The sequence below is a fragment of the Pseudoduganella namucuonensis genome, from assembly GCF_900116645.1.
Classification (GTDB): Bacteria; Pseudomonadota; Gammaproteobacteria; order Burkholderiales; family Burkholderiaceae_D; genus Rugamonas; species Rugamonas namucuonensis.
The window spans coordinates 238,523-259,709 of the sequence record NZ_FPBO01000003.1 but is presented as its reverse complement, the minus strand read 5'-3'; the positions used below and the strand labels follow the sequence as shown (position 1 = coordinate 259,709).

Genomic DNA, 21,187 nt, shown 5'->3' with positions numbered 1-21,187 from the left:
ACGTTTCACTACTCTCTCCTTTTAGAATTTGGTCTCCAGCCGCGCGCTCCACACCGTGTAGGTGGGGTTGAGCGTGGCGGACATTTGCGACAGGCCATTGGTATGGACCAGATTGTCGCTGCTTGCATCGTCGGCCAGCAGGTTGCTGCCCGACACACGCAGCTGCGTGAGCGGCGTGATTCTCCACAGCACGTGGGCGTCCAGCACGCGGCGGCGGCTGGTCTCCACGGTCTGGCTGGTGCTGGTTTGCACGCGGATGGGCGGGGTCCAGTTGAAGCTGGCGCCCATGGACAGCGGCAAGTCCTTCATGCGGTAGTCCACGCCGATATTGGCGGTCTGCCTCGGCTGCTGGTCCAGGCGGTTGTCCGGGCCGGGGATGCCGTCCACGCTGGACCAGAAGCGGCTGTAATTGGTGCGGAAGTCGATCGCGGGGGCGTCCGCCATCAGTTCCACCAGCTGGAACTTGGCCTCCAGCTCAATGCCCCTGGTGCGGGCGTGGCTGATGTTGGTGGGGGTGGACAGCCAGCGCCGCTCGCCGTCCGGCGCGGTGTACTCGCTCAGTTCGCGGCGGATCAGGTTGTCGATGTCGCGGATGAAGGCGCTCGCGCTGAGGATGCCGCTGCGGCCCAGGTAGTGCTCGTAGGCCATGTCCAGGCCGGTCGCCAGCTCGGGCTTCAGGTTCGGGTTGCCGCTGCGGTCCGGACGGGTGGCGCTGTTCAGGCGCGACAGCGCCGGCAGGGCGATCAGGTCCTGCACGTTGGGCGACTTGTAGCTCTTCGTGAGACTCATGCGCACCTGGTCCTTGACGAAGCCGGGGATGCGCCACACGCCGTGCAGCAGCGGGCTGAACACGCGGCTGGTGTTGGCGACCCTGCCCGCCGCGCGATCGCTGGTGGTGCGTATGCCTTCCCAGCGCGCGCCCAGGTAGACGCCGAATTGCGGCGTGATGTCCCACTCGTCCTGCGCGTAGACGGCCACGCGGCGCGTGTCGGCCACCAGGTTGTCGCCCGAATCGGCGAACTGCGCGTTGCCGTCCTTGTCCAGCGACACCCTGGTCTCCTCGCGGTGGCCCGCCTCCAGATCCCAGCCGGCGGCCAGCAGATGGCCCTGGCCCAGCGGCGTGTTGTACTTGCCGCCCGTGTTCAGGCTGCGGTCGCGCGTGGCGTCGGTGTCGGTGAACCGGTCCAGCAGCGCGCCGGCGTTGTCGTATTGATTGCGCACGGAATCGCTGTCGCGGCGGCCCAGGCCGAAGCCGAACTTCACGTCCAGCTTGGCGGCGCCCTGCAGCTTGTGCAGCCAGTTGCCGAAGCCGCGCATGAAAGTGGAGCTGGCATGGGTTTCGGCCAGCGCCAGGTTGTATTCGGGCGGCCGCTCGCCCGCCAGCTGGCGCAGCTCGCCGCGGCTGTTGCCGTCGCTGCGCTGGGCCATGACGAAGGGCTGGAAGTTCAGCGTGTCGCCGTTGGCGAACTTGTACGACAGGCGCGGCGTCAGGTGCAGGTTCTCCGATGTGGTGGCGCTGGCGTCCGCCAGTTCCTGCAGCTTGACCAGGGTGCCGTCGTCGCGCACGTCGCGGATGACGCCCTGGCCGCCCTGGTTCTCCTGGCGGTTGCGGCCCAGGGAGCCGGACAGCGTGTAACTCAGTCCGCCGACCTTGCCCGGCAAGGTCAGCGAGACGTTCGGGGAATGGAGTCCGCGTTCCACGGCATCCGTCAATTTCAGTTGCACGTCGCGCTGCTGGTAGCCGTCGCGCAGCACGACGTTGATGGTGCCGGCGATGGCGCGCGCGCTGTTCTCGGCGACCGGGCCGCGCATCACCTCCACGCGCTCCACCTGGTCCGGCGACAGCGACTCCAGCGAGAAGCCGGGCGGCGCGCGCTCGCCGTTCAGCAGCACCTGCGTGTAGCCGCTGCCGAGGCCGCGCATGCGCACGTCGCCGCCGCGTCCCGGACGGCCGCCGCCGATGGTCACGCCGGGCAGGCGCTTGAGCACCTCGCCCAGCGTGCTGTCGCCGTTGCGGTCCAGTTCCTCGCGGCCATAGACCTGCTTGCCGGCCGTCGAATTGCGGCGCTCGTCCATGTCGCTGGCGCGGCTGTTGGTGATCGTCACCTGCTGCACGGCCGGCGGCGCCTCCGGCTTCACGGCGTTGGCTGGCCGCTCCTCCGGGGTGGCTTGCTGGGCCAGGGCGTCGAGGTGGGCGCCTGTTAAAGCCAGGCAGGCTATGGGGATCAGTTTGCGCATGGTTGTGTGGGGGCGCGGAAGAGGATTGCCGCGCCAGCATTGTAGTCGCGGACGCGGCGCGCCGGACGGGCCGCGTCCCGGATTTTACTTTACGATACACACCGTCAACACGCAGCAACACGCCAGCATTGGCAAGGGAACAATGGCCTTAGCCGCCGCGTGCCGGGCCGCCCTGGCCGCCGCCGTGGCCGCCCGCTCCGCCCTTGCGTCCGCCATGGCCCTCGCCGCCCTCGCGCGGGCGTTCGCCGCCGCGTCCGCCGCCATCCGGCACGCGCTGCATCTGCTCGGCCAGGAACACGGCCACCTGCTTGCGCTGGGTTTCATTCAATGCGTCGTTGACGGTCAGCCACCATTCGCGCAGCTGCCTCTCCTCGGCCGCGCTGGCGGCCGCCTCGGCCTCGACGCCGCCGGCCAGCTCGCGCAGTTCCACCTCCTTGCCGTCCAGCGCCGCGCGCGAGGCGGCCTGCATCCGTTCGCGGCGCGACTGGCGCTCGCGCAGCAGCGCGCGGGTGCGGCTCTCGGTCTGCTGCCACAGCGTGCCCTGGTTGGCGTTCAGGTTGAGCTCCTTGCGGAAATCGGCCGCCATCACCAGCAGGTCCTCGGCCCGCATGTCCATCACTGGCGTGGCGAAAACCGGCGCGCCGGCGCCGGCCAGCGCCAGCAGGAAGGCCGCGCCGCGCAGGCGCTTGAGCATGACGGGAGCGATCATCGAATCTCCAGGTGAAAATGCGGATAAAAAAAAGCCTGCGCAGGGTGCACAGGCCGAAAACCACTACAGGGTAGAGAGAAATACAAACCCAGTTTAGGACGCGGTTTCGGGACCTTCCCGAACTCTTACAATTGCTTACGGTCGTGAACGCTGCATTTACATCAACCCTTCAAAAACGCAATGTTAAGGACCCGATATTTGTGTGGCGTAAAAGGACGTAAAACCGGTTTAAATTACATACGAGATAGATGGATTGCCCAAAATCAGGTTTATACTGGCCTCAGCGCAATGCTTCATTGCGCCCGCTTGACACAGGTGAAATATGGGCAAGAAACTCAAGAATTCCGGGCTGGTTGGCCTGGGCGTGGTGGCCGGCATCGCCGTGTCCTTGCAGTTCTCCGCGATGGCGCAACGGCCGGCCGATCCGGCCCTGCCGCTGGACGAATTGCGGCAGCTGGCCGATGTGTTCGGCCTCATCAAATCCGATTACGTGGAACCGGTCGAGGACAAGAAGCTCCTCGCCGAGGCCATCTCCGGCATGGTCGCCTCGCTCGACCCGCACTCGGCCTACCTCGACAAGAAAGCCTACGCCGAACTGCGCGAAGGCTCGCAGGGCAAGTTCGTCGGCCTGGGCATCGAGATCGGCCAGAGCGACGACGGCTACATCCGCATCGTCTCGCCCATCGAGGACTCCCCGGCCTACCGCGCCGGCATCAAGGCGGGCGACCTGATCACCCGCCTGGACGCCACGCCGGTCAAGGGCCTGAGCCTGGACGACTCGGTCAAGAAGATGCGCGGCGAGCCGCACACCAAGGTGTCGCTGACCATCCTGCGCAAGGACGAGCCGGAACCGCTGGTGTTCCACATCACGCGCGAGGAGATCCTGCAGAAGAGCGTGAAGGCGAAGATCGTCGAACCGGGCTACGCCTGGCTGCGCGTGGCGCAGTTCCAGGAGCCGACGGTGGACGACCTGGCCACCAAGATCACCGAGCTGTACCGCCAGGACCCGCAGTTGAAAGGCCTGGTGCTGGACCTGCGCAACGATCCGGGCGGCGTGCTGCAAGGCGCCATCGGCGTGGCGGCGGCCTTCCTGCCCAAGGACGCGGCCATCGTCTCGACCAACGGCCAGTTGCCCGATTCGCGCCAGACCTTCTACGGCCGTCCCGAATACTACGCGCTGCGCAGCGAGGGCGACATCCTGGCCAAGCTGCCGGCGGCGATCAAGAACGTGCCGATGGCGGTGCTGGTCAACACCGGTTCCGCGTCCGCCTCGGAAATCGTGGCCGGCGCGCTGCAGGACTACAAGCGCGCCACCATCATCGGCAGCCAGACCTTCGGCAAGGGCTCGGTGCAGACCATACGCCAGCTGACCGCCGACACCGCCGTCAAGCTGACCACGGCGCGCTACTACACGCCGAACGGCCGCTCGATCCAGGCCAAGGGCATCTCGCCCGACCTGCACGTGAACGAGAACGCGGACGGCGACGGCCTGAACTCGCTGCGCATGCGCGAGGCGGACCTGGCCAAGCACCTGTCGAACGACCGCGAGCAGGAAGCCGGCAAGTCCAAGCGCGACGAGGCCGAGGAACAGCTGCGCATCCTGGCGGCCGAGCGCAAGCGCAAGCCGCTGGAATACGGCAGCGGCGAGGACTTCCAGCTGCGGCAGGCGCTGAACCATCTGAAGGGCCTGCCGGTGCAGACGGCCAAGCAGGAATCGCAGCTGGTGCAGGTGGATCCGCCTGCGGCCAAGTCGCCGATGCCGAAATAAAGCATCCGCTTGGATAAATAAAGCGACAACTTGTCCGGGAACGGCGCCCTAGAGGCGCCGTTCGCTTTTTCGGCGCGGCCATCGTGTAGAATTTCCCTCCTATATCGGCGATCGCCCTACCCTTTGCAGAAAGACCCATCACCATGAAACCAGTCGTCATCAGCGGCACCGGCCTGTTCACGCCACCGAACGCGATCTCGAACGAGGAACTGGTCGCGTGCTTCAACGCCTACGTGGAGCAATTCAACGCCGACAACGCGGACGCCATCGCGGCCGGCGCGGCCACCGCGCTGGAGCCGTCCAGCACCGGCTTCATCGAGAAGGCCTCGGGCATCAAGTCGCGCTACGTGATGGAGAAGGAAGGCATCCTCGATCCCGGGCGCATGACGCCGCGCATCCCCGAGCGCGCCGACGAGGAACTGTCGCTGCAGGCGGAGATCTGCGTGCAGGCCGCGCGGCACGCGCTGGACCGCGCCGGACGGACCCCGGCCGACATCGACATGGTGCTGGTGGCCTGCTCCAACATGCAGCGCGCCTACCCGGCGATGGCGGTGGAGGTGCAGCAGGCGCTGGGCGTCGAGGGCTACGGCTTCGACATGAACGTGGCCTGCTCGTCGGCCACCTTCGGCATCCAGACCGCCGTGGCGGCCGTGCAGAGCGGCCAGGCGCGCGCGGTGCTGGTGCTGAACCCCGAGATCACCAGCGGCCACCTGAACTGGCGCGACCGCGACAGCCACTTCATCTTCGGCGACGCCTGCACCGCGATCGTCGTCGAGGCCAAGGAGACGGCCACCTCGGCGCACCAGTTCGAGATCCTGGACACCAAGCTCAAGACCAGCTTCTCCAACAACATCCGCAACAACTTCGGCTTCATGAACCGCTTCGACGAGGGCGGCGTGGGCAAGCCGGACAAGCTGTTCAAGCAGCAGGGCCGCAAGGTGTTCAAGGAGGTGTGCCCGATGGCCGCCGAGATGATCAAGGACAGCATCGCGCGCGCCGGGCTGGAGGTGCCGCAAGTGAGCCGCTACTGGCTGCACCAGGCCAACCTGAACATGAACCAGCTGATCACCCGCATGATCCTGGGCCGCGACGCGGAGGCGTCGGAGGCGCCGGTGATCCTGGACAGCTACGCCAACACCTCGTCGGCCGGCTCCATCATCGCCTTCCACAAATACCAGGACGACCTGCCTCCCGGCGCGCTGGGCGTGATCTGCTCCTTCGGCGCCGGCTACTCGATCGGCGCGGTGGTGGTGCGCAAGCTGTAACGAGCTGAGCCCCATTTGGGGGCTCGGCGCCCCCGCCATGCCCCAAATGGGGCTCAGCTCGGTTGTTTTTTCAGCATGTGCTACCCTTGGGGCGATATCCACCGTCCCAAGGAACCCCGCACGCATGCATCATGATCTCCCGCTCATCACCACCATCGCCGCCGCGCTCGGATTCGGGCTATTGTTCGGCTTTCTCGCCACCAAGGTAAGGCTGCCCGCGCTGGTGGGCTACCTGGTCGCCGGCATCCTGATCGGCCCGGCCACGCCGGGCTACGTGGCCGACGCCGCGCTGGCCGGCCAGTTGGCCGAGATCGGCGTGATGCTGATGATGTTCGGCGTGGGCATGCACTTCTCGCTGGACGACTTGTGGGAGGTGCGGCGCATCGCGCTGCCGGGGGCGGTGTTGCAGATCGCCGCCGCCACCGCGATGGGCCTGGGCCTGGCGCACTGGTGGGGCTGGAGCATAGGCGGCGGCCTGGTGTTCGGCCTGGCGCTGTCCGTGGCCAGCACCGTGGTGCTGCTGCGCGCGCTGGAGGAGCGCGGCATCCTCGATTCCTTCAACGGCCGCATCGCGGTCGGCTGGCTGGTGGTGGAGGACCTGGTCACCGTGCTGGTGCTGGTGCTGCTGCCGCCCTTGGCCGGCACGCTGGGCGGCGCCACGCCGGCCGACATGCACGCCAGCGACAACCTGTGGGTGACCCTGGCCGTCACCTTCGGCCAGGTGGCGGGCTTCATCGCCTTCATGATGCTGGTGGGCCGCAAGCTGTTCCCGTGGGTGCTGTGGCAGGTGGCGCGCACCGGCTCGCGCGAGCTGTTCACGCTGTGCGTGATCGCGGCGGCGGTGGGCATCGCCTATGGCGCCACCAGGCTGTTCGGCATCTCCTTCGCGCTGGGCGCCTTCTTCGCCGGCATGGTGCTGCGCGAATCGGAACTGAGCCACCGCGCGGCGCAGGAGTCGCTGCCGCTGCGCGACGCGTTCGCGGTGCTGTTCTTCGTGTCGGTGGGCATGCTGTTCGAGCCGTCCATCCTGTTCGAGCAGCCCTTGCAGCTGCTGGCGGTGGTGGCGATCATCGTGTTCGGCAAATCGATCGCCGCCTTCGTGCTGGTGATCCTGCTGCGCTACCCGGTGCGCTCGGCGCTGACGGTGTCGGCCAGCCTGGCGCAGATCGGCGAGTTCTCCTTCATCCTGGCGGCGCTGGGCATTTCGCTGAAGCTGATGCCGCACGAGGGCCAGAGCCTGATCCTGGCCGGCGCCATCATCTCGATCGCGCTCAATCCGCTGGTGTTCGCGGCCACCGCGCCGCTGGAGCGCTGGCTGGGCAGGGACAGGGGCCTGGCGGCCAGGTTCGACCGCAGCGCCGACCCGCTGGCCGAACTGCCGATGTCGGTGCCGCACGAGAAGCTGAGCAACCAGGTGGTGCTGGTGGGTTACGGCCGCGTGGGACGTCGCATCGCGGCGGCGCTGACGGCGCGCGGCATACCGTACGTGGTGGCGGAGCAGAACCGCGAGGTGGTGGACCAGCTGCGCAAGGACGGCGTGCCGGCCGTGGCGGGCAACGCGGGCGAACCGGCGGTGCTGATCCAGGCGCACATCACGCGCGCGCGCATGCTGGTGATCGCGACGCCGGACACCTTCCACGTGCGCAGCATGATCGAAACGGCGCGCGCGCTCAATCCCGGGATCAAGACGGTGGTGCGCACGCACAGCGAGGAGGAGGCCGAGCTGCTGGGCAAGGAGCGCGCGGGCAAGATCTTCATCGGCGAGCACGAACTGGCCAATGGCATGGCGGAGTTCGTGATGGAGGAGTTCGAGCGGCCGCACCAGGCGCACGGCGGGCATTGACCCGCCAGCGCCGCCGGCCGAGGGGACAGACCCTTCACGCCACAAGCCTTCGCAGTTGCATGGGACGCTGAACGCGGGTCTGTCCCCGGTGTTACGCCGCGGCGATTACAGGCTGGCGGCCAGCTCCGCGCCTTCCTTGATGGCGCGCTTGGCGTCCAGCTCGGCCGCCAGCGCCGCGCCGCCGATCTTGTGGAAGCGCGGGGTCCGGCCGTCCGGCCCTGATGCCTGCGGCGCGTCGGCCGCCGGCATCAGCTCCGCCAGGCTGTCCTGTCCCGCGCAGATGATCACGTTGTCCACCGCCAGCAGGCGCTCGTCGCCGTCGACGGTGATGTGCAGGCCGTGGTCGTCGATCTTGTTGTACTGGACCCCGGCCAGCATCACCACGCCGTTGCGGGCCAGCACCGCGCGGTGCACCCAGCCCGAGGTCTTGCCCAGGCCCGCGCCGACCTTGCTGGTCTTGCGCTGCAGCAGATACAGCTGGCGCACCGGTTCGTCGGCCGCCGGCGCCACCAGCCCGCCGCCGCTGGTGGCCTTCAGGTCCACGCCCCACTCCCTGGTCCAGTGCTCCACCGACAACGGCAAGGCGTGGCGCGTGTCGTGCAGCAGGTATTCGCCGACGTCGAAGCCGATGCCGCCCGCGCCGATGATGGCGACGCGCTTGCCGACCGGCTTTTTGTGCAGCAGCACGTCCAGGTAGGACAGCACCTTCGGATGGTCCACGCCCTCGATGGGCGGCATGCGCACCTTGATGCCGGTGGCGACGATCACGTCGTCGTAGCCGCCGGCCAGCAGTTCCTCGCGCGTGACGCGCGTGTTCAGGCGGACCTTCACGCCCGTCAGTTCCAGCTTGCGGCTGAAGTAGCGTATGGTCTCGGCGAATTCCTCCTTGCCGGGGATTTGCATGGCGACCTTGAACTGGCCGCCCACGCTGGCGCTGGCGTCGAACAGCGTGACGTCGTGGCCGCACTCGGCCGCCACCGTCGCGGCGGACAGGCCGGCCGGCCCCGCGCCCACCACCGCCACCTTGCGCGGCTTCGCGGCGCGCCGGTAGACCAGCTCCGTCTCGTGGCAGGCGCGCGGGTTGACCAGGCAGCTGGCGCGCTTGTTGGAGAAGGTGTGGTCCAGGCAGGCCTGGTTGCAGCCGATGCAGGTGTTGATCTCGTCCGCGCGGCCCTGGGCGGCCTTGGCCACGAACTCGGCATCGGCCAGGAAGGGGCGCGCCATCGACACCATGTCGGCGTCGCCGCGCGCGATGATGTCCTCCGCCTCGCCAGGCATGTTGATGCGGTTGGAGGCCACCACCGGTATCGTCACCTCCTTGCGCAGGCGCCCCGCCACGCTGGCGAAGGCGGCGCGCGGCACCGAGGTGACGATGGTGGGCACGCGCGCCTCGTGCCAGCCGATGCCGGTGTTCAGTATCGTCGCGCCGGCGTGCTGCAGGGCCTTGGCGACGCTGACCACGTCGTCCCAGGTGTTGCCGCCGTCGACCAGGTCCAGCAGCGAGTGGCGGTACATGATGATGAAGTCCGTCCCCACGGCCGCGCGCACGCGGCGCACGATCTCCACCGGCAGCCGCATGCGGTTCTCGATGCTGCCGCCCCAGCGGTCGGCGCGGCTGTTGGTGCGCGCGCACAGGAACTGGTTCAGCAGATAGCCTTCGCTGCCCATGATCTCGATGCCGTCGTAGCCCGCCTTGCGCGCCAGCTTCGCGCAGCGCACGTAGTCGCGGATGGTGGACTCGATGCCGGCCTCGGTCAGCGCCCGGGGCTTGAACGGCGAGATCGGCGATTTCAGGCCGGAGGCCGACACCACGAAGGGCTGGTAGCCGTAGCGGCCCGCGTGCAGGATCTGCATCAGGATCTTGCCGCCCTCCTCGTGCACGGCGCTGGTGACGCGGCGGTGGTTGGGCACGTCCCCCAGGAAGTTCAGCGTGCCGCCCAGCGGCAGCAGCCAGCCGGAGCGGTTCGGCGAGATACCGCCGGTCACAATCAGTCCCACGCCGCCGCGCGCCCGTTCACGGTAGAAGGCGGCCAGCTTGCCGTAGTTGTAGAAGCGGTCCTCCAGGCCGGTGTGCATCGATCCCATGATGACGCGGTTGCGCAGCCGGGTGAAGCCGAGATCGAGGGGGGCGAGCAGGTGGGGATAGCTGGGCGTTGTCATGATGGCTCTTGGAAGGTGGACCGGTAGCCCCGCATTAGAGCGGAATTCTTTAGACCCGTGTTTCTAAAATCCCGGCCGGCGGCTCGCGCGCGCCCGTTTGTAACACTTGCCGTGCGCCGCTTGTATTCCGCCGGCCTTTACCGTACGCTGAAGAGATGAAGCGATTGTTTGTGATTTTGCTGGTAGGCGCCTGCATGCATTCCCCAGCCCGGGCGCAAAGTCCAAAACCGGAACTGCCGAAACTGGAAGTAGCGGTCAACCGCATTCATCAGAATAATCTCCAGCTGTACGAGGTGGACGCCAGCGGCGCCGTGCAGGCCCCCATCGCGGCGGTGTGGAAGATCCTCACGACCTACGAGCGCATGGACGAATTCGTGCCGGACATGACCTCGTGCCGGGTGCTGTCGCGCAACGGCAATGAGGTCATTATCGAACAATTCGGCACGGCGCGCTTCCTGTTCATGTCCAAATCAATCCACCTGATCGTGCGCGCGACCGAGCAAGCCATGTCGAGCATCGACATCGCCCTGATCTCGGGCGACATGAAGCACTACGAATCGCGCTGGGAACTGGCGCCGCTGCCGGACGGCGGCACGCGCGTGGTCTACAGCGGCAAGCTGATGCCGAACTTCTACGTGCCCGGGGTGCTGGGCACGAACATCATCCGCGGCGACATCGAACGCATGATGAACGCCGTGCTGGCGCGCCTCGACAAGCCGGAGGGCGGCTACGCCAAATAGGTGTCGCGGTCGCGCAGTTCGGCGAACTGCTCGATGCTGCCGATCTTGATCAGCACCGCGTTGTTGCTCAACTTGGCCTGCATGGAACGCCAGGCGAATTGCCATTCCTGTTCCTGCGCCTCGGCGCGCGTCTTGGTGAAGGCCGCGCCCAGGGCGGCGCGCGTGCCGTATTCGATGGCGCCGTCGATGCCCGCCCAATTGGGCAGCGCGCGCTGCACGGCGCGGTGGATGCGCTCGCCGAACTCCTCGGTGTTGTGGATGATCAGGCAGGCGTCGGCGGAGAACAGGTCGAACAGCTTGCGGTCCCACACCTGGGAGAAGCTCAGCGTGAGGCACTGCGCCGCGGGACGCAGGATGAACTGTCCTTGCGTGAGCGCGAGTTCCAGGTCGCTGCGCTCGCCGTAGCGGTGCAGGGTCGGGGGGCGTTGATAGTCGTGCATGTTGAAATGGTACTCTTATTTCTTTAAAGGGGGGCGCACGTGGCGGTGCGCGCGCATGGCCGCGGAGGCGATGAAAATCTCCCGCAGCAGGTAGACGAAACTGGTGATCAGGCCCGCCATCGCCACCACGAACAGGCCGGCGATGTACTTGTCCAGCGTGAGGTTCAGCGTGTCGCCGACGAACAGCATGCCGATCACAAGGCAGATCAGCAGGCCGCAGGCGGTGGACGAGAAGATCGACACGTTGATCAGGTGCGAACGACGGTACAGCACGTCCAGCTCATTGAGGTAGTTGTCGTTGGAGCCGACGTCCAGCCGGTCCTCCAGCACGCGCGAGCGGTCGATGATGCGCGCCAGGCGGTTGGTCAGCACCATCAGGTTGGTGCAGACGCCGGTGAGCAGAAACACCGGCGCGATCGCCAGTTGGATGATGTGGCCTATGTCGCCGACTTGTATGTTCATGTAGCGCGGGGGTTGCTGGGTCCAGACCACAGTGTAACAGGCCGCCAGCCCTTATTCGAAATGGCGCAGGCGCTTGAACTGTTCGGTGGCGCCGACCAGCGCGCGCGTGATGCCGGTTTCCATGGCGCCGTGGCCCGCGTCCGGGATCATTTTCAGCACCGATCCGGGCCAGGCCTTATGCAGGCGCCAAGCCGAGACGGGCGGGCAGATCACGTCGTAGCGGCCCTGCACGATCACCACCGGCAGGTGGGCGATGCGGTCCACATTGTTCAGCAGCTGGTCCGGCTCGAAGAAGCCCAGGTTGGCCATGTAGTGCGATTCCAGGCGGCCCACGCCGAGGTCCAGCGTGTCCGACGGCGGCTCCTCCGGCTGCGGCATCAGGAACACGCGGCGGCCCTCGAAGCGGCTCCAGGCGCGCGCCGCCGGCCAGTACACGGCCGGATCGTCGCTCATGATGCGCTTGACGAAGGCCCGCAGCAGGTCGCCGCGCTCCTCCGCCGGCAGCTGCGACACGAATTCGTCGTACACGTCCGGGTGGAACCATTCGGCGCCGTCGAGGAAGAAGTCGATCTCGCGCTGGGTGCACAGGAAGATCCCGCGCAGCACGAAGCCCAGGCAGCGCTCGGGGTGCGCCTGGCCATAGGCCAGCGCCAGGGTGGAGCCCCAGGAGCCGCCGAACACCAGCCACTGGCCGATGCCGAACATGGCGCGCAGGCGTTCGATGTCCGCGATCAGCAGCTGGGTGGTGTTGTTGCGGCACTCGCCCAGCGGGGACGATTTGCCGGCGCCGCGCTGATCGAACAGGATCACGCGGTACTGCTGCGGATCGAAGAAGCGGCGGTGCGCCGGCGACAGGCCGGCGCCCGGGCCGCCGTGCAGGAACAGCACCGGTATGCCATTCGGATTGCCGACCTCCTCCCAGTAAATGGTGTGCAGCCCGTCCACCGCCAGCATGCCGTGGCGCAGGGGGGCGATGGGAGGGTACAGGGACGGGATCGTGTCTGGCATGGGTATCCTTTGCGGGTGTGGCTGAATTGTAGCAGGCTGTCCCGTTCAGAAAAACGTGTTCACCGCGTAGCGCACGGTATAGGCGTCATCGACCACCAGCAGTAGCGGCCACTTGTCGAACGTGGTGCAGGGATGGGAGATGCCGCAGCCTATCAGGTCGCCCACTTTCAGTTCGTCGCACAGCGGGTCGCCCTCGGGCAGGCGCAGGTAGGCGTGCTGGTCGTTCATCTTCTCGACGCGGCAGCCGGGCGGCAGCGCGGTGGCCTCGGCGCCGCCCGCGGCTTCGGGATCGGGCCGGTGCGTGTACAGCGCCAGCGGCAGCTCCATGTCGTGGGAGGCGTCGCGCTTGCCCATGGACAGGATGGCCAGCGTGGGCTCGGGCCGCGACAGCACCATGCTCCACACCTCCAGCGCGGGACGCAGGCCGGCCGAAACCTTCTCGCGCTCGTCGACGTCCTGGGTCAGGTTCTGGTAGAAGCCATGGTCGTTGGTGAGGTAGCAGCCGCTGCGCAGCACCGGCAGCACGGGCCGCGACAAGCCCCGCATGCCGGCGAAGCCGTGCGCCACCAGGTCGAAATAGGCCGAGCCGCCTGCCGACAGCAGGATGCGATCGCCGCCGAACAGCTTCTTGCCGTCGGCCTCGCGCACCAGGTCCGCCAGCGCCGCGACGTAGGCGCGCACCGCCTCCAGGCTGCCCGCGCGGTCATGGCTGTGCAGCAGCCCCTCGTAGCCCTCGATGCCGGCCAGCTCCAGGCCGGGCGCCTTGGCCACCTTCCGCGCCAGCGCCAACGCCTGTTCCGCGGTGCGGCAGCCGGCGCGCTTGCCGGACAGGCCCAGCTCCACCAACAGCGGCAGCGGCCTGCCCAGCCTGGCGGCGACGGCGGCGCGCGACAGGCGGTGCACGCCCTCCTCCGAATCGACCAGGGCGTAGAAGTCGAAATGCGGATCGTCGCGCATCAGCGCCAGCATGGCGCGGATCTCGGCCGGGGCCACCAGCTGGTTGGCCAGCAGCACGCGGCGCACGCCGAAGCGATAGGCCACCTGCACCTGCGCGGCGGTGGCCAGCGTCATGCCCCAGGCGCCGTTGGCGATCTGCGCGCCGAACAGCTGCGGACTCATGGTGGTCTTGCCGTGCGGCGCCAGAACCGCGCCGTGTTTCGCGCAGAAGCGGTGCATCCAGTCCAGGTTGTGCAGCAGCGCGGACTCCTTCAGCAGCGCGACCGGATAGCCGGTGTCGCCGCGCAGCACGTTCCAGCGCTGCACGCCGATCGCGCCCTGGCGCATGGGCTCGGTCAGCGGCAAGCCCTTCACGCCGGGCTGCAGCAGCTGTTCGGACAGGCTGGCCAGCGCCAGCCCGCCATCGGGCAAAAGTCGGTCCATATAAGCCTCCTGTGGTCCCGCCATTGTCCTACGGCGGCGAAAAAAAAGCACCGCCAGGCGGTGCCCGGCGGTGCTTTTCGAGTCGAAGCGGACGACGTCTTAGGACATGTGCTGGCCGCCGTTGATGGCGATGTTGGCGCCGGTCACGAACGCCGCCTCCTCGGACGACAGGTAGGCCACCAGGCCGGCCACTTCTTCCGGCTTGCCCAGGCGGGCCATCGGAATCTGCGGAATGATCTTGGTGTCGAGCACTTCCTGCGGGATCTCCATCACCATCTTGGTGCCGATGTAGCCCGGCGAGATGGTGTTGACGGTGACGCCCTTGCGCGCCACTTCCAGCGCCAGCGCCTTCGTGAAACCGTGCACGCCGGCCTTGGCGGCCGAGTAGTTGGTCTGGCCGAACGCGCCCTTCTGGCCGTTGACGGAAGAGATGTTGATGATACGGCCCCAGCCGCGATCAACCATGCCGTCGGCCACTGGCTTGGTCATGTTGAACACGGAGTCCAGGTTGGTGCGCATCACGGCGTCCCAGTTGACCTTGTCCATCTTCTTGAAGGTCATGTCGCGGGTGATGCCGGCGTTGTTGACCAGCACGTCGACGGGACCGATCTCGCTCTGGATGGCGGCCACGCAGGTCTGCGCCGAATCGAAATCGGCCACGTCGCATGGATACGCCTTGAAGTCGTAGCCCTGGTCGCGCATGGTGGCCAGCCATTCATCTGCCTTCTTATTGCTGGGGGAATACGTGGTTACCACCTTGTAGCCCAGCGCGGCCAGCTTGATGCAAACCGCTTCGCCCAGACCACCCATACCACCTGTTACCAATGCAACTCTTGCCATTTTTTATCCCCTCTTATTTGAACAGTGTTACTTTGCCAAATTAAGCGCGTTCAACTGCCAGCGCCACGCCCATGCCGCCGCCGATGCACAGCGATGCCAGACCTTTCTTGGCGTCGCGGCGCACCATTTCGTGCAGCAGCGTGACCAGGATACGGGCGCCGGACGCACCGATCGGGTGGCCGATAGCAATCGCGCCGCCGTTCACGTTGATCTTGCTCGTATCCCAGCCCATTTCCTTGTTCACGGCCAGCGCCTGCGCCGCGAACGCCTCGTTGATTTCCATCAGGTCCAAGTCTTGCGGAGTCCAGCCGGCCTTTTTCAGGCACAGCTTGGCGGCCGACACCGGGCCCATGCCCATGAAGGCGGGGTCCAGGCCGGACGAGGCGTAGGCCTTGACCTTGGCCAGCGGGGTCAGGCCCAGCTCGCGCGCCTGGGTGGCGGTCATCATGATGACCGCGGCGGCGCCGTCGTTCAGGCCGGAGGCGTTGCCGGCGGTGACCGAACCGGCCTTGTCGAAGGCGGGACGCAGGCCGGCCAGCGCTTCCAGCGTCGAGCCGGCCTTGATGTATTCATCGCTGTCGAACAGCACGCTGCCCTTCTTCTGCGCGATCTCCAGCGGGATGATCTCGTCCTTGAACTTGCCGGCTTTTTGCGCGGCTTCCGCCTTCAGCTGCGATTGCAGCGCGAACTCGTCCTGCTCGGCGCGGGAAATCTCGTATTTCTTGGCCACGTTCTCGGCCGTGACGCCCATGTGGTACTGGTTGTACACGTCCCACAGGCCGTCGACGATCATGGTGTCGGTCATCTTCACGTCGCCCATGCGGAAACCGTCGCGCGAGCCGTTCAGCACGTGCGGCGAGGCGCTCATGTTTTCCTGGCCGCCGGCGATGATGATGCTGGCGTCGCCGCACTTGATGGCCTGCGTGGCCAGGTGGGTCGCCTTCAGGCCGCTGCCGCAGACCTTGTTGATGGTGTAGGCGGGTATGCTGTTCGGCAAGCCGGCCTTGATGACGGCCTGGCGCGCGGGATTCTGGCCCACGCCGGCGGTCAGCACTTGGCCGAGGATGGCTTCGCTGATCAGGTTGGGATCGATGCCGGTCTTGGCCAGCAGGCCCTTGATCACGTGCGCGCCCAGGTCGGCGGCCGAGACTTTGGCCAGGCTGCCACCGAATTTGCCTACTGCGGTGCGGCCCGCCGCAACGATTACTACGTCATCCATGTGTTTCTCCAATGAACTTGGCCGGAGTGGCCATGTGATAAAGACAAGCGTGACTTCATTCTAGCTATTTGCGCGTCAAATTGTGGAATAACCCTTGCAGCGGCTCGACCGCCACACTCAACGAGGCCTGCGCGCCGCTGGCGATGCCCGCCGCCTGCCTGCCATACGCTTGCGCGCGGTCGAACGCCTGCTGCGATTGGGCGGCCGTGAGGCTGAACCAATCCTGCGGGTCTTTCAGCGAGAGCATTTGGTTGGAGGCGACAGTGGCGGTGGCCAGTGCGGTTTTGACGGTGTCGAGCTGGAGGTCCACCAGGCTTGCGCTGCTTTGCAGCAGGGCGCGCGCGCAGGTGTTAAAACTTTGGTACTGAGCTTCGATCAGGGATTGCGCTTGCGAAATCTGTTCGGGATTAAACATGTATTCCTTTGGAGAACGATGATCGACGTGACGAAAATCAGATCGTACTCGCGCTTTTCAGCACGGTCTTTGATTTAGCTCAATCGTACCAATTTCATTGTGTTCGAAATATAACGAATTGTCACGACAAGAGTTTGATACCGTCCAGCGTCGCGGCGCATTGCTCACGTATCACGTTGACGAAGTCAAGCACGAAAGCCTTATGGCGTAAGGGCTCCGGCACCGAAACGAACAAATCGCTCCACAGGCCGGACTCGCCCACGCTACGTGCAATTACGTAGTCGTAATCAAGATAATTTTTTATCGCCCAATTGGGCAAGGCGGCTATGCCGCGGCGGCTGGCGACCAACTGCAGTATCGCCACCGTTAATTCGGCGGTGCGGCGCTCGAATGCGATTCCCGCCGGACGCAGCACTTCGCGGATCAGGTCGATGCGTTCCTCGGGCACCGGATAGGTAATTAAAGTTTCTCCGCCAAAATCGGAAGCGGTTAAACGGCGTTGCGCCTGCAAGCGGTGCTTTTGCGCCATCACCACCTGGATCTCGAAGCGGAACAGCGGGAAGGTGGCGTAATCGGCGCTGTAATCGGAACCGATCACCAGATCGGCCTGGCCGCCGCGCAGCAAGTCCGCCGGTTCGCTGTGGAAACCGGACACCAAGTCGATCTCCACCTCCGGCCAGCGCTTGCGGAACTCGTCCATGACCGGCATCAGCCAATCGAAGCAGGTGTGGCATTCCAGCGCCACGCGCAGCTGGCCTTGGTCGCCCTGCGACAGGCGCGCCACGTCGCGCTCGGCGAGCTCGATTTCCGGCAACAGCGTATCGGCCAGGCGCAGCAGGCGCGCGCCGGTGGCGGTGAAGCCGATCGGCATTGATTTGCGCTCAAATAGCGGCCCGCCGTAGCGATCCTCCAGCAATTTGATTTGATGCGACAGCGCGGACTGCGTCAGGTTCAGCAGCTGCGCGGCGCGCACCAGGCTGCCTGCGGAGCGCAGCGCGCTCAAGGTGCGGAGGTGGCGTATTTCCAGCATGGGGGCTCTATATTAATTATTTTCAAGTTGAGTCGCAAAAACTTTCGTTTTGATTATAAACCCGTTTGCCGCACACTTTACAACACCAATATTTAACGCGGATGACAACAAATGACGACTTTTACGGCACAAATCCAGACCCATATTCCCGGTTTTCCACGCGTCGGCGAGGCGCGCGAACTGAAGTTCGCGCTGGAGCGTCATTGGCGCGGTGACATCGGCGAGGCGGCGCTGGAGGAAACCGGCGCCACGCTGCGCGCCCGGCACTGGGCGCGCCAGCGCGACGCCGGCCTGGACCTGGTGACCGTGGGCGACTTCGCCTTCTACGACCAGGTGGCCAACCACATCCAGTTGCTGGGCTGCGAACCGGCGCGCTTCGGATTCCACGCCGGGCAAAGCCAGCTGGCGCGCTACTTCGCCATGGCGCGCGGCGTGGCGGGGCACGGGCATGCCCATGAACATGGCGGCGCGTGCTGTGGCCATCACGACAGCCACGCGCTGGAAATGACCAAGTGGTTCGACACCAACTACCACTACCTGGTTCCAGAGTTTTCGCCGGAGACCGAGTTCTCGCTGGCCTGCGAACGCCTGTTCGCCGAGGTGGCCGAGGCGCAGGCGCTGGGCCACGCGGTGAAGGCGGTGCTGATCGGTCCGCTGACCTTCCTGTGGCTGGGCAAGGAACGCGCGGCCGGCTTCGACCGCCTGAGCCTGCTGGACAAGCTGCTGCCCGTGTACGGCGCGGTGCTGGACCGGCTCAAGGCGCTGGGCGTGGGCTGGGTGCAAATGGACGAACCCATCCTCGGCCTGGACCTGCCGCCGGCCTGGCGCGGCGCGTTCGAGACCGGTTACTGGCAGCTGAACCAGGTGGGCGTGCCGCTACTGCTGGCGACCTATTTCTCGCCGCTGGAGGAAAACGTCAGCCTGGCATGCCGCCTGCCGGTGGCCGGCCTGCACGTGGACGGCGTGCGGGCCGCGCACGAGCTGACCAGCGTGACGGACTGGCTGCCGGCGCACAAGGTGCTGTCGGTGGGCATCGTCGACGGCCGCAACATCTGGCGCACCGACCTGGACGCGGCGCTGGCGCAACTCCTGCCCATCTTCGCCAAACGCGATGGCAAACTGTGGCTATCCACCTCGTGCTCCCTGCTGCATGTGCCCTTCAGCCTGGCCGGCGAACACGCGCTGGACCCGGAGGTGAAAAGCTGGCTGGCGTTCGCCGCCGAGAAGCTGGACGAACTGGCGCTGCTGAAGGCGGCCCTGGCGACTTTCGCCGCGCAGGCGGCGCCGGCCCCGACAGCACTGTCCCGCCACAGCGGCCCGTCCGACGGGACCGGTCTGGCCGACGGTGCCGGGCTGTCTCGCGTGACCGGGCTGCCCAAGGGGAGCGGGCTGTCCGACGGGACCGCGCTGCCAGGCGGGAGCGGGCTGCCGGGCCGGACCGCTGAACCCGACGCCGCGCGGCTCGAGGCCGCGCTGGCCGCGTCCCGGGCGGCCTGCGCCAGCCGCCGCGCCAGCCCGCGCGTCAACAATCCGGCGGTGGCGGCGCGCATCGCCGCGCTGGCGCCGGACGCCGACCGCCGCGCCTCGCCCTTCCCCGCGCGCCAGGCCGCGCAACGGGCGCGCTCCAAGCTGCCCGCCTATCCGACCACGACCATCGGCTCCTTCCCGCAAACCGCGTCCATCCGCTCCGCGCGCGCGGCCCACAAGCGCGGCGAGCTGCCCGCAGAAAGCTACGAGGCCAGCATGCGCGCCGAGATCGCCTTCGCCGTGGGCCGCCAGGAGGAACTGGGCCTGGACGTGCTGGTGCACGGCGAAGCCGAACGCAACGACATGGTCGAATACTTCGGCGAACAGCTGGACGGCTTCGCCTTCACGCGGCTGGGCTGGGTGCAATCGTACGGCTCGCGCTGCGTGAAGCCGCCCGTCATCTACGGCGACGTCTCCCGGCCCCGGGCCATGACGGTGGACTGGACCGTGTACGCGCAGAGCCTGACGACGCGGCCGATGAAAGGCATGCTGACCGGCCCGGTCACCATCCTGCAATGGTCCTTCGTGCGCGACGACCAGCCGCGCGCGCAGACCGCGCTGCAGATCGCGCTGGCCATCCGCGACGAGGTGGCGGACCTGGAACGGGCCGGCATCGGCATCATCCAGATCGACGAGCCGGCCGTGCGCGAAGGACTGCCGCCGCGCCGCGGCCGCTGGCACGAATACCTGGACTGGGCCACCCGCGCCTTCCGCGTGGCGGCCGGCGCGGCGGCGGACGGCACGCAGATCCACACCCATATGTGCTACGCCGAGTTCAACGACATCCTGCCGCAGATCGCCGCCATGGACGCGGACGTGATCACCATCGAGACCAGCCGCTCGGCGATGGAGCTGCTGGCCGGCTTCGGCGCCTTCCGCTATCCGAACGAGATCGGCCCCGGGGTGTACGACATCCACTCGCCGCGCGTGCCGGACACGGCGGAGATGGTGGACTTGCTGCGCAAGGCCAGCGCGGTGATTCCTGCCGGACAACTGTGGGTCAATCCCGATTGCGGCTTGAAAACGCGCGGCTGGCCGGAAACGGAAAGCGCGCTGCGCAACATGGTGGCGGCCGCCCGCCAACTGCGCGCGGCCTGAGCACGCCATAACTGCTGACACCGCTTCGGGTCTGACGGGGACGCCGAATCCCCGAAGCGATAACTGCTGACGCCGCTTTGGGGTCTGACCCCAAAGCGGCGTCAGCGGCGTCAACACCCCGCCGTTCCTGCCTCCCCCCGCGATTTGATTAATAAAAAGGCACTCCCATTTCTGCGCCAACCACAGTAAAATGCTTGAGCCTGTGGGCAAGCACGGCCGCGGGCCGCCAAGCAGACTCCCTTTTATTGATCGCTAGATCGTTTTATGTCCAAAAGCCCGTTCCACAAGCCCATCGAAATCAAGATTTCCACCGTTGTCGCCGTCTCCGCCATCCTGTACACCTCGGATGGCATCGCGATGGACGCGGCCCTGAATGAAATGACCGGCGGCGTGCCCGACTTCTTCGAGGGCGACCTGGCCGTGATCGACGTCGGCTCGCTGGCCCCCGGCTGCGAACGCATGGACTGGGCCAGCACCATCGCCCTGCTGAAGAAATACCGCCTGAACCCGGTGGCCGTGCGCAACGCCGCGCCGGACATGGTCGAGGAAATCCTGGCCCAGGGCCTGTCCATCGACACCGGCAAGCGCGACGAGGAAGCCCCCGCCGCAGCGGCCGAACCGGCGCCGGCCCCTGTCCAGACGCCCGCCGCCGCGCCGGCGCCGCCCGCGACGGCCGCGGCCGCCGCCGCCGACACCGTGATCATCGACACCCCGGTCCGCGCCGGCCAGCGCATCTATTCGCGCGGCGACCTGATCGTGACGGCCGTGGTCAACAACGGCGCCGAGATCATCGCCGACGGCAGCATCCACGTCTACAACACGCTCAACGGCCGCGCCTTGGCGGGCGCCTCCGGCAACGCCAGCGCGCGCATCTTCGCCCTGTCCATGCAGCCGGAGTTGGTGTCGATTGCCGGCGTTTACAGCACTTTTGAAGAGGGTTTCCCGGCCGAACACGCACGCAAGCCCACACAAATCAGCCTGGTCGGAGACCGAATCGATATACTATCGGTCAATTCACCAACTCGCGCATAAAGCTCAGCTTTCG

17 protein-coding genes are annotated in these 21,187 nt (G+C 66.7%); 6 read left to right on the top strand and 11 right to left on the bottom strand.

The genetic code is table 11. The features are described 5' to 3' along the window. Positions 1-21: 21 nt before the first annotated feature. A complete protein-coding gene (locus tag BM436_RS05145) occupies positions 22-2,238 on the bottom strand; it encodes a TonB-dependent receptor plug domain-containing protein (RefSeq protein WP_093554202.1) in 2,217 nt (738 codons plus the stop codon). A 148-nt stretch (positions 2,239-2,386) separates the two neighbouring features. Continuing rightward, on the bottom strand, positions 2,387-2,947 hold the full coding sequence (locus tag BM436_RS05140; protein WP_229489074.1) for a hypothetical protein: 561 nt from the start codon (positions 2,945-2,947) through the stop codon (positions 2,387-2,389). Between the two features lie 322 nt (positions 2,948-3,269). Here BM436_RS05140 and BM436_RS05135 point away from each other — a divergent pair, with 322 nt between their 5' ends. The 3 genes from BM436_RS05135 (at position 3,270) to BM436_RS05125 (ending at position 7,823) form a co-directional block, all read left to right on the top strand. Next, a complete protein-coding gene (locus BM436_RS05135; RefSeq protein ID WP_093554200.1) occupies positions 3,270-4,715 on the top strand; it encodes a S41 family peptidase in 1,446 nt (481 codons plus the stop codon). Between the two features lie 143 nt (positions 4,716-4,858). After that, positions 4,859-5,980: a beta-ketoacyl-ACP synthase III gene (locus tag BM436_RS05130; protein ID WP_093554198.1), complete on the top strand. Its 1,122-nt coding sequence runs from the start codon at positions 4,859-4,861 to the stop codon at positions 5,978-5,980. A gap of 124 nt (positions 5,981-6,104) precedes the next feature. Further along, positions 6,105-7,823 carry a cation:proton antiporter domain-containing protein gene (locus BM436_RS05125; protein WP_093554196.1) on the top strand — a complete coding sequence of 573 codons (1,719 nt, stop codon included), beginning with the start codon at positions 6,105-6,107 and terminating at the stop codon, positions 7,821-7,823. Positions 7,824-7,928: 105 nt separating this feature from the next. On the opposite strand, the gene BM436_RS05120 is transcribed toward BM436_RS05125, so the two are convergent. After that, complete coding sequence (locus BM436_RS05120; protein WP_093554194.1) at positions 7,929-9,983, bottom strand: NADPH-dependent 2,4-dienoyl-CoA reductase; 2,055 nt, start codon at positions 9,981-9,983, stop codon at positions 7,929-7,931. Between the two features lie 194 nt (positions 9,984-10,177). Between BM436_RS05120 and BM436_RS05115 the strand changes: the two genes are divergently transcribed. Continuing rightward, complete coding sequence (locus BM436_RS05115) at positions 10,178-10,723, top strand: SRPBCC family protein (protein ID WP_229489063.1); 546 nt, start codon at positions 10,178-10,180, stop codon at positions 10,721-10,723. On the opposite strand, the gene BM436_RS05110 is transcribed toward BM436_RS05115, so the two are convergent. From BM436_RS05110 to BM436_RS05075, 8 genes are all read right to left on the bottom strand, one after another. Beyond that, positions 10,711-11,163 (bottom strand): hypothetical protein, encoded by a 453-nt coding sequence (locus tag BM436_RS05110; RefSeq protein WP_093554190.1) that lies wholly within the window; start codon positions 11,161-11,163, stop codon positions 10,711-10,713. The genes BM436_RS05115 and BM436_RS05110 overlap by 13 nt on opposite strands. 15 nt (positions 11,164-11,178) lie before the next feature. Then, a complete protein-coding gene (locus BM436_RS05105) occupies positions 11,179-11,625 on the bottom strand; it encodes a DUF2721 domain-containing protein (protein WP_093554188.1) in 447 nt (148 codons plus the stop codon). Positions 11,626-11,676: 51 nt separating this feature from the next. Further along, positions 11,677-12,633, bottom strand: a complete 957-nt coding sequence (gene pip, locus BM436_RS05100) for a prolyl aminopeptidase (RefSeq protein ID WP_093554186.1) — start codon at positions 12,631-12,633, stop codon at positions 11,677-11,679. A gap of 45 nt (positions 12,634-12,678) precedes the next feature. Further along, positions 12,679-14,013: an amino acid deaminase gene (locus tag BM436_RS05095; RefSeq protein ID WP_093554184.1), complete on the bottom strand. Its 1,335-nt coding sequence runs from the start codon at positions 14,011-14,013 to the stop codon at positions 12,679-12,681. Positions 14,014-14,112: 99 nt separating this feature from the next. Continuing rightward, entirely contained in the window at positions 14,113-14,853 is a 741-nt protein-coding gene (gene phbB, locus BM436_RS05090) for an acetoacetyl-CoA reductase (protein ID WP_093554182.1), read from the bottom strand. A gap of 40 nt (positions 14,854-14,893) precedes the next feature. Further along, positions 14,894-16,072 (bottom strand): acetyl-CoA C-acetyltransferase, encoded by a 1,179-nt coding sequence (locus tag BM436_RS05085; protein ID WP_093554180.1) that lies wholly within the window; start codon positions 16,070-16,072, stop codon positions 14,894-14,896. A gap of 64 nt (positions 16,073-16,136) precedes the next feature. Beyond that, a complete protein-coding gene (locus BM436_RS05080) occupies positions 16,137-16,487 on the bottom strand; it encodes a phasin family protein (protein WP_093554178.1) in 351 nt (116 codons plus the stop codon). 121 nt (positions 16,488-16,608) lie between these two features. After that, positions 16,609-17,517 (bottom strand): LysR family transcriptional regulator, encoded by a 909-nt coding sequence (locus BM436_RS05075; RefSeq protein ID WP_093554176.1) that lies wholly within the window; start codon positions 17,515-17,517, stop codon positions 16,609-16,611. Positions 17,518-17,628: 111 nt separating this feature from the next. Between BM436_RS05075 and metE the strand changes: the two genes are divergently transcribed. Then, on the top strand, positions 17,629-20,142 hold the full coding sequence (gene metE / locus BM436_RS37705; protein WP_229489060.1) for a 5-methyltetrahydropteroyltriglutamate--homocysteine S-methyltransferase: 2,514 nt from the start codon (positions 17,629-17,631) through the stop codon (positions 20,140-20,142). A gap of 264 nt (positions 20,143-20,406) precedes the next feature. Further along, on the top strand, positions 20,407-21,174 hold the full coding sequence (gene minC, locus BM436_RS05060) for a septum site-determining protein MinC (RefSeq protein ID WP_093554174.1): 768 nt from the start codon (positions 20,407-20,409) through the stop codon (positions 21,172-21,174). Positions 21,175-21,187: the final 13 nt, after the last annotated feature.

Bases quoted from the DNA above. Each gene is read 5' to 3' on its own strand.
- BM436_RS05145 (WP_093554202.1), bottom strand. From the start codon at position 2,238: ATGCGCAAACTGATCCCCATAGCCTGCCTGGCTTTAACAGGCGCCCAC.
- BM436_RS05140 (WP_229489074.1), bottom strand. From the start codon at position 2,947: ATGATCGCTCCCGTCATGCTCAAGCGCCTGCGCGGCGCGGCCTTCCTG.
- BM436_RS05135 (WP_093554200.1), top strand. From the start codon at position 3,270: ATGGGCAAGAAACTCAAGAATTCCGGGCTGGTTGGCCTGGGCGTGGTG.
- BM436_RS05130 (WP_093554198.1), top strand. From the start codon at position 4,859: ATGAAACCAGTCGTCATCAGCGGCACCGGCCTGTTCACGCCACCGAAC.
- BM436_RS05125 (WP_093554196.1), top strand. From the start codon at position 6,105: ATGCATCATGATCTCCCGCTCATCACCACCATCGCCGCCGCGCTCGGA.
- BM436_RS05120 (WP_093554194.1), bottom strand. From the start codon at position 9,983: ATGACAACGCCCAGCTATCCCCACCTGCTCGCCCCCCTCGATCTCGGC.
- BM436_RS05115 (WP_229489063.1), top strand. From the start codon at position 10,178: ATGCATTCCCCAGCCCGGGCGCAAAGTCCAAAACCGGAACTGCCGAAA.
- BM436_RS05110 (WP_093554190.1), bottom strand. From the start codon at position 11,163: ATGCACGACTATCAACGCCCCCCGACCCTGCACCGCTACGGCGAGCGC.
- BM436_RS05105 (WP_093554188.1), bottom strand. From the start codon at position 11,625: ATGAACATACAAGTCGGCGACATAGGCCACATCATCCAACTGGCGATC.
- pip (WP_093554186.1), bottom strand. From the start codon at position 12,633: ATGCCAGACACGATCCCGTCCCTGTACCCTCCCATCGCCCCCCTGCGC.
- BM436_RS05095 (WP_093554184.1), bottom strand. From the start codon at position 14,013: ATGGACCGACTTTTGCCCGATGGCGGGCTGGCGCTGGCCAGCCTGTCC.
- phbB (WP_093554182.1), bottom strand. From the start codon at position 14,853: ATGGCAAGAGTTGCATTGGTAACAGGTGGTATGGGTGGTCTGGGCGAA.
- BM436_RS05085 (WP_093554180.1), bottom strand. From the start codon at position 16,072: ATGGATGACGTAGTAATCGTTGCGGCGGGCCGCACCGCAGTAGGCAAA.
- BM436_RS05080 (WP_093554178.1), bottom strand. From the start codon at position 16,487: ATGTTTAATCCCGAACAGATTTCGCAAGCGCAATCCCTGATCGAAGCT.
- BM436_RS05075 (WP_093554176.1), bottom strand. From the start codon at position 17,517: ATGCTGGAAATACGCCACCTCCGCACCTTGAGCGCGCTGCGCTCCGCA.
- metE (WP_229489060.1), top strand. From the start codon at position 17,629: ATGACGACTTTTACGGCACAAATCCAGACCCATATTCCCGGTTTTCCA.
- minC (WP_093554174.1), top strand. From the start codon at position 20,407: ATGTCCAAAAGCCCGTTCCACAAGCCCATCGAAATCAAGATTTCCACC.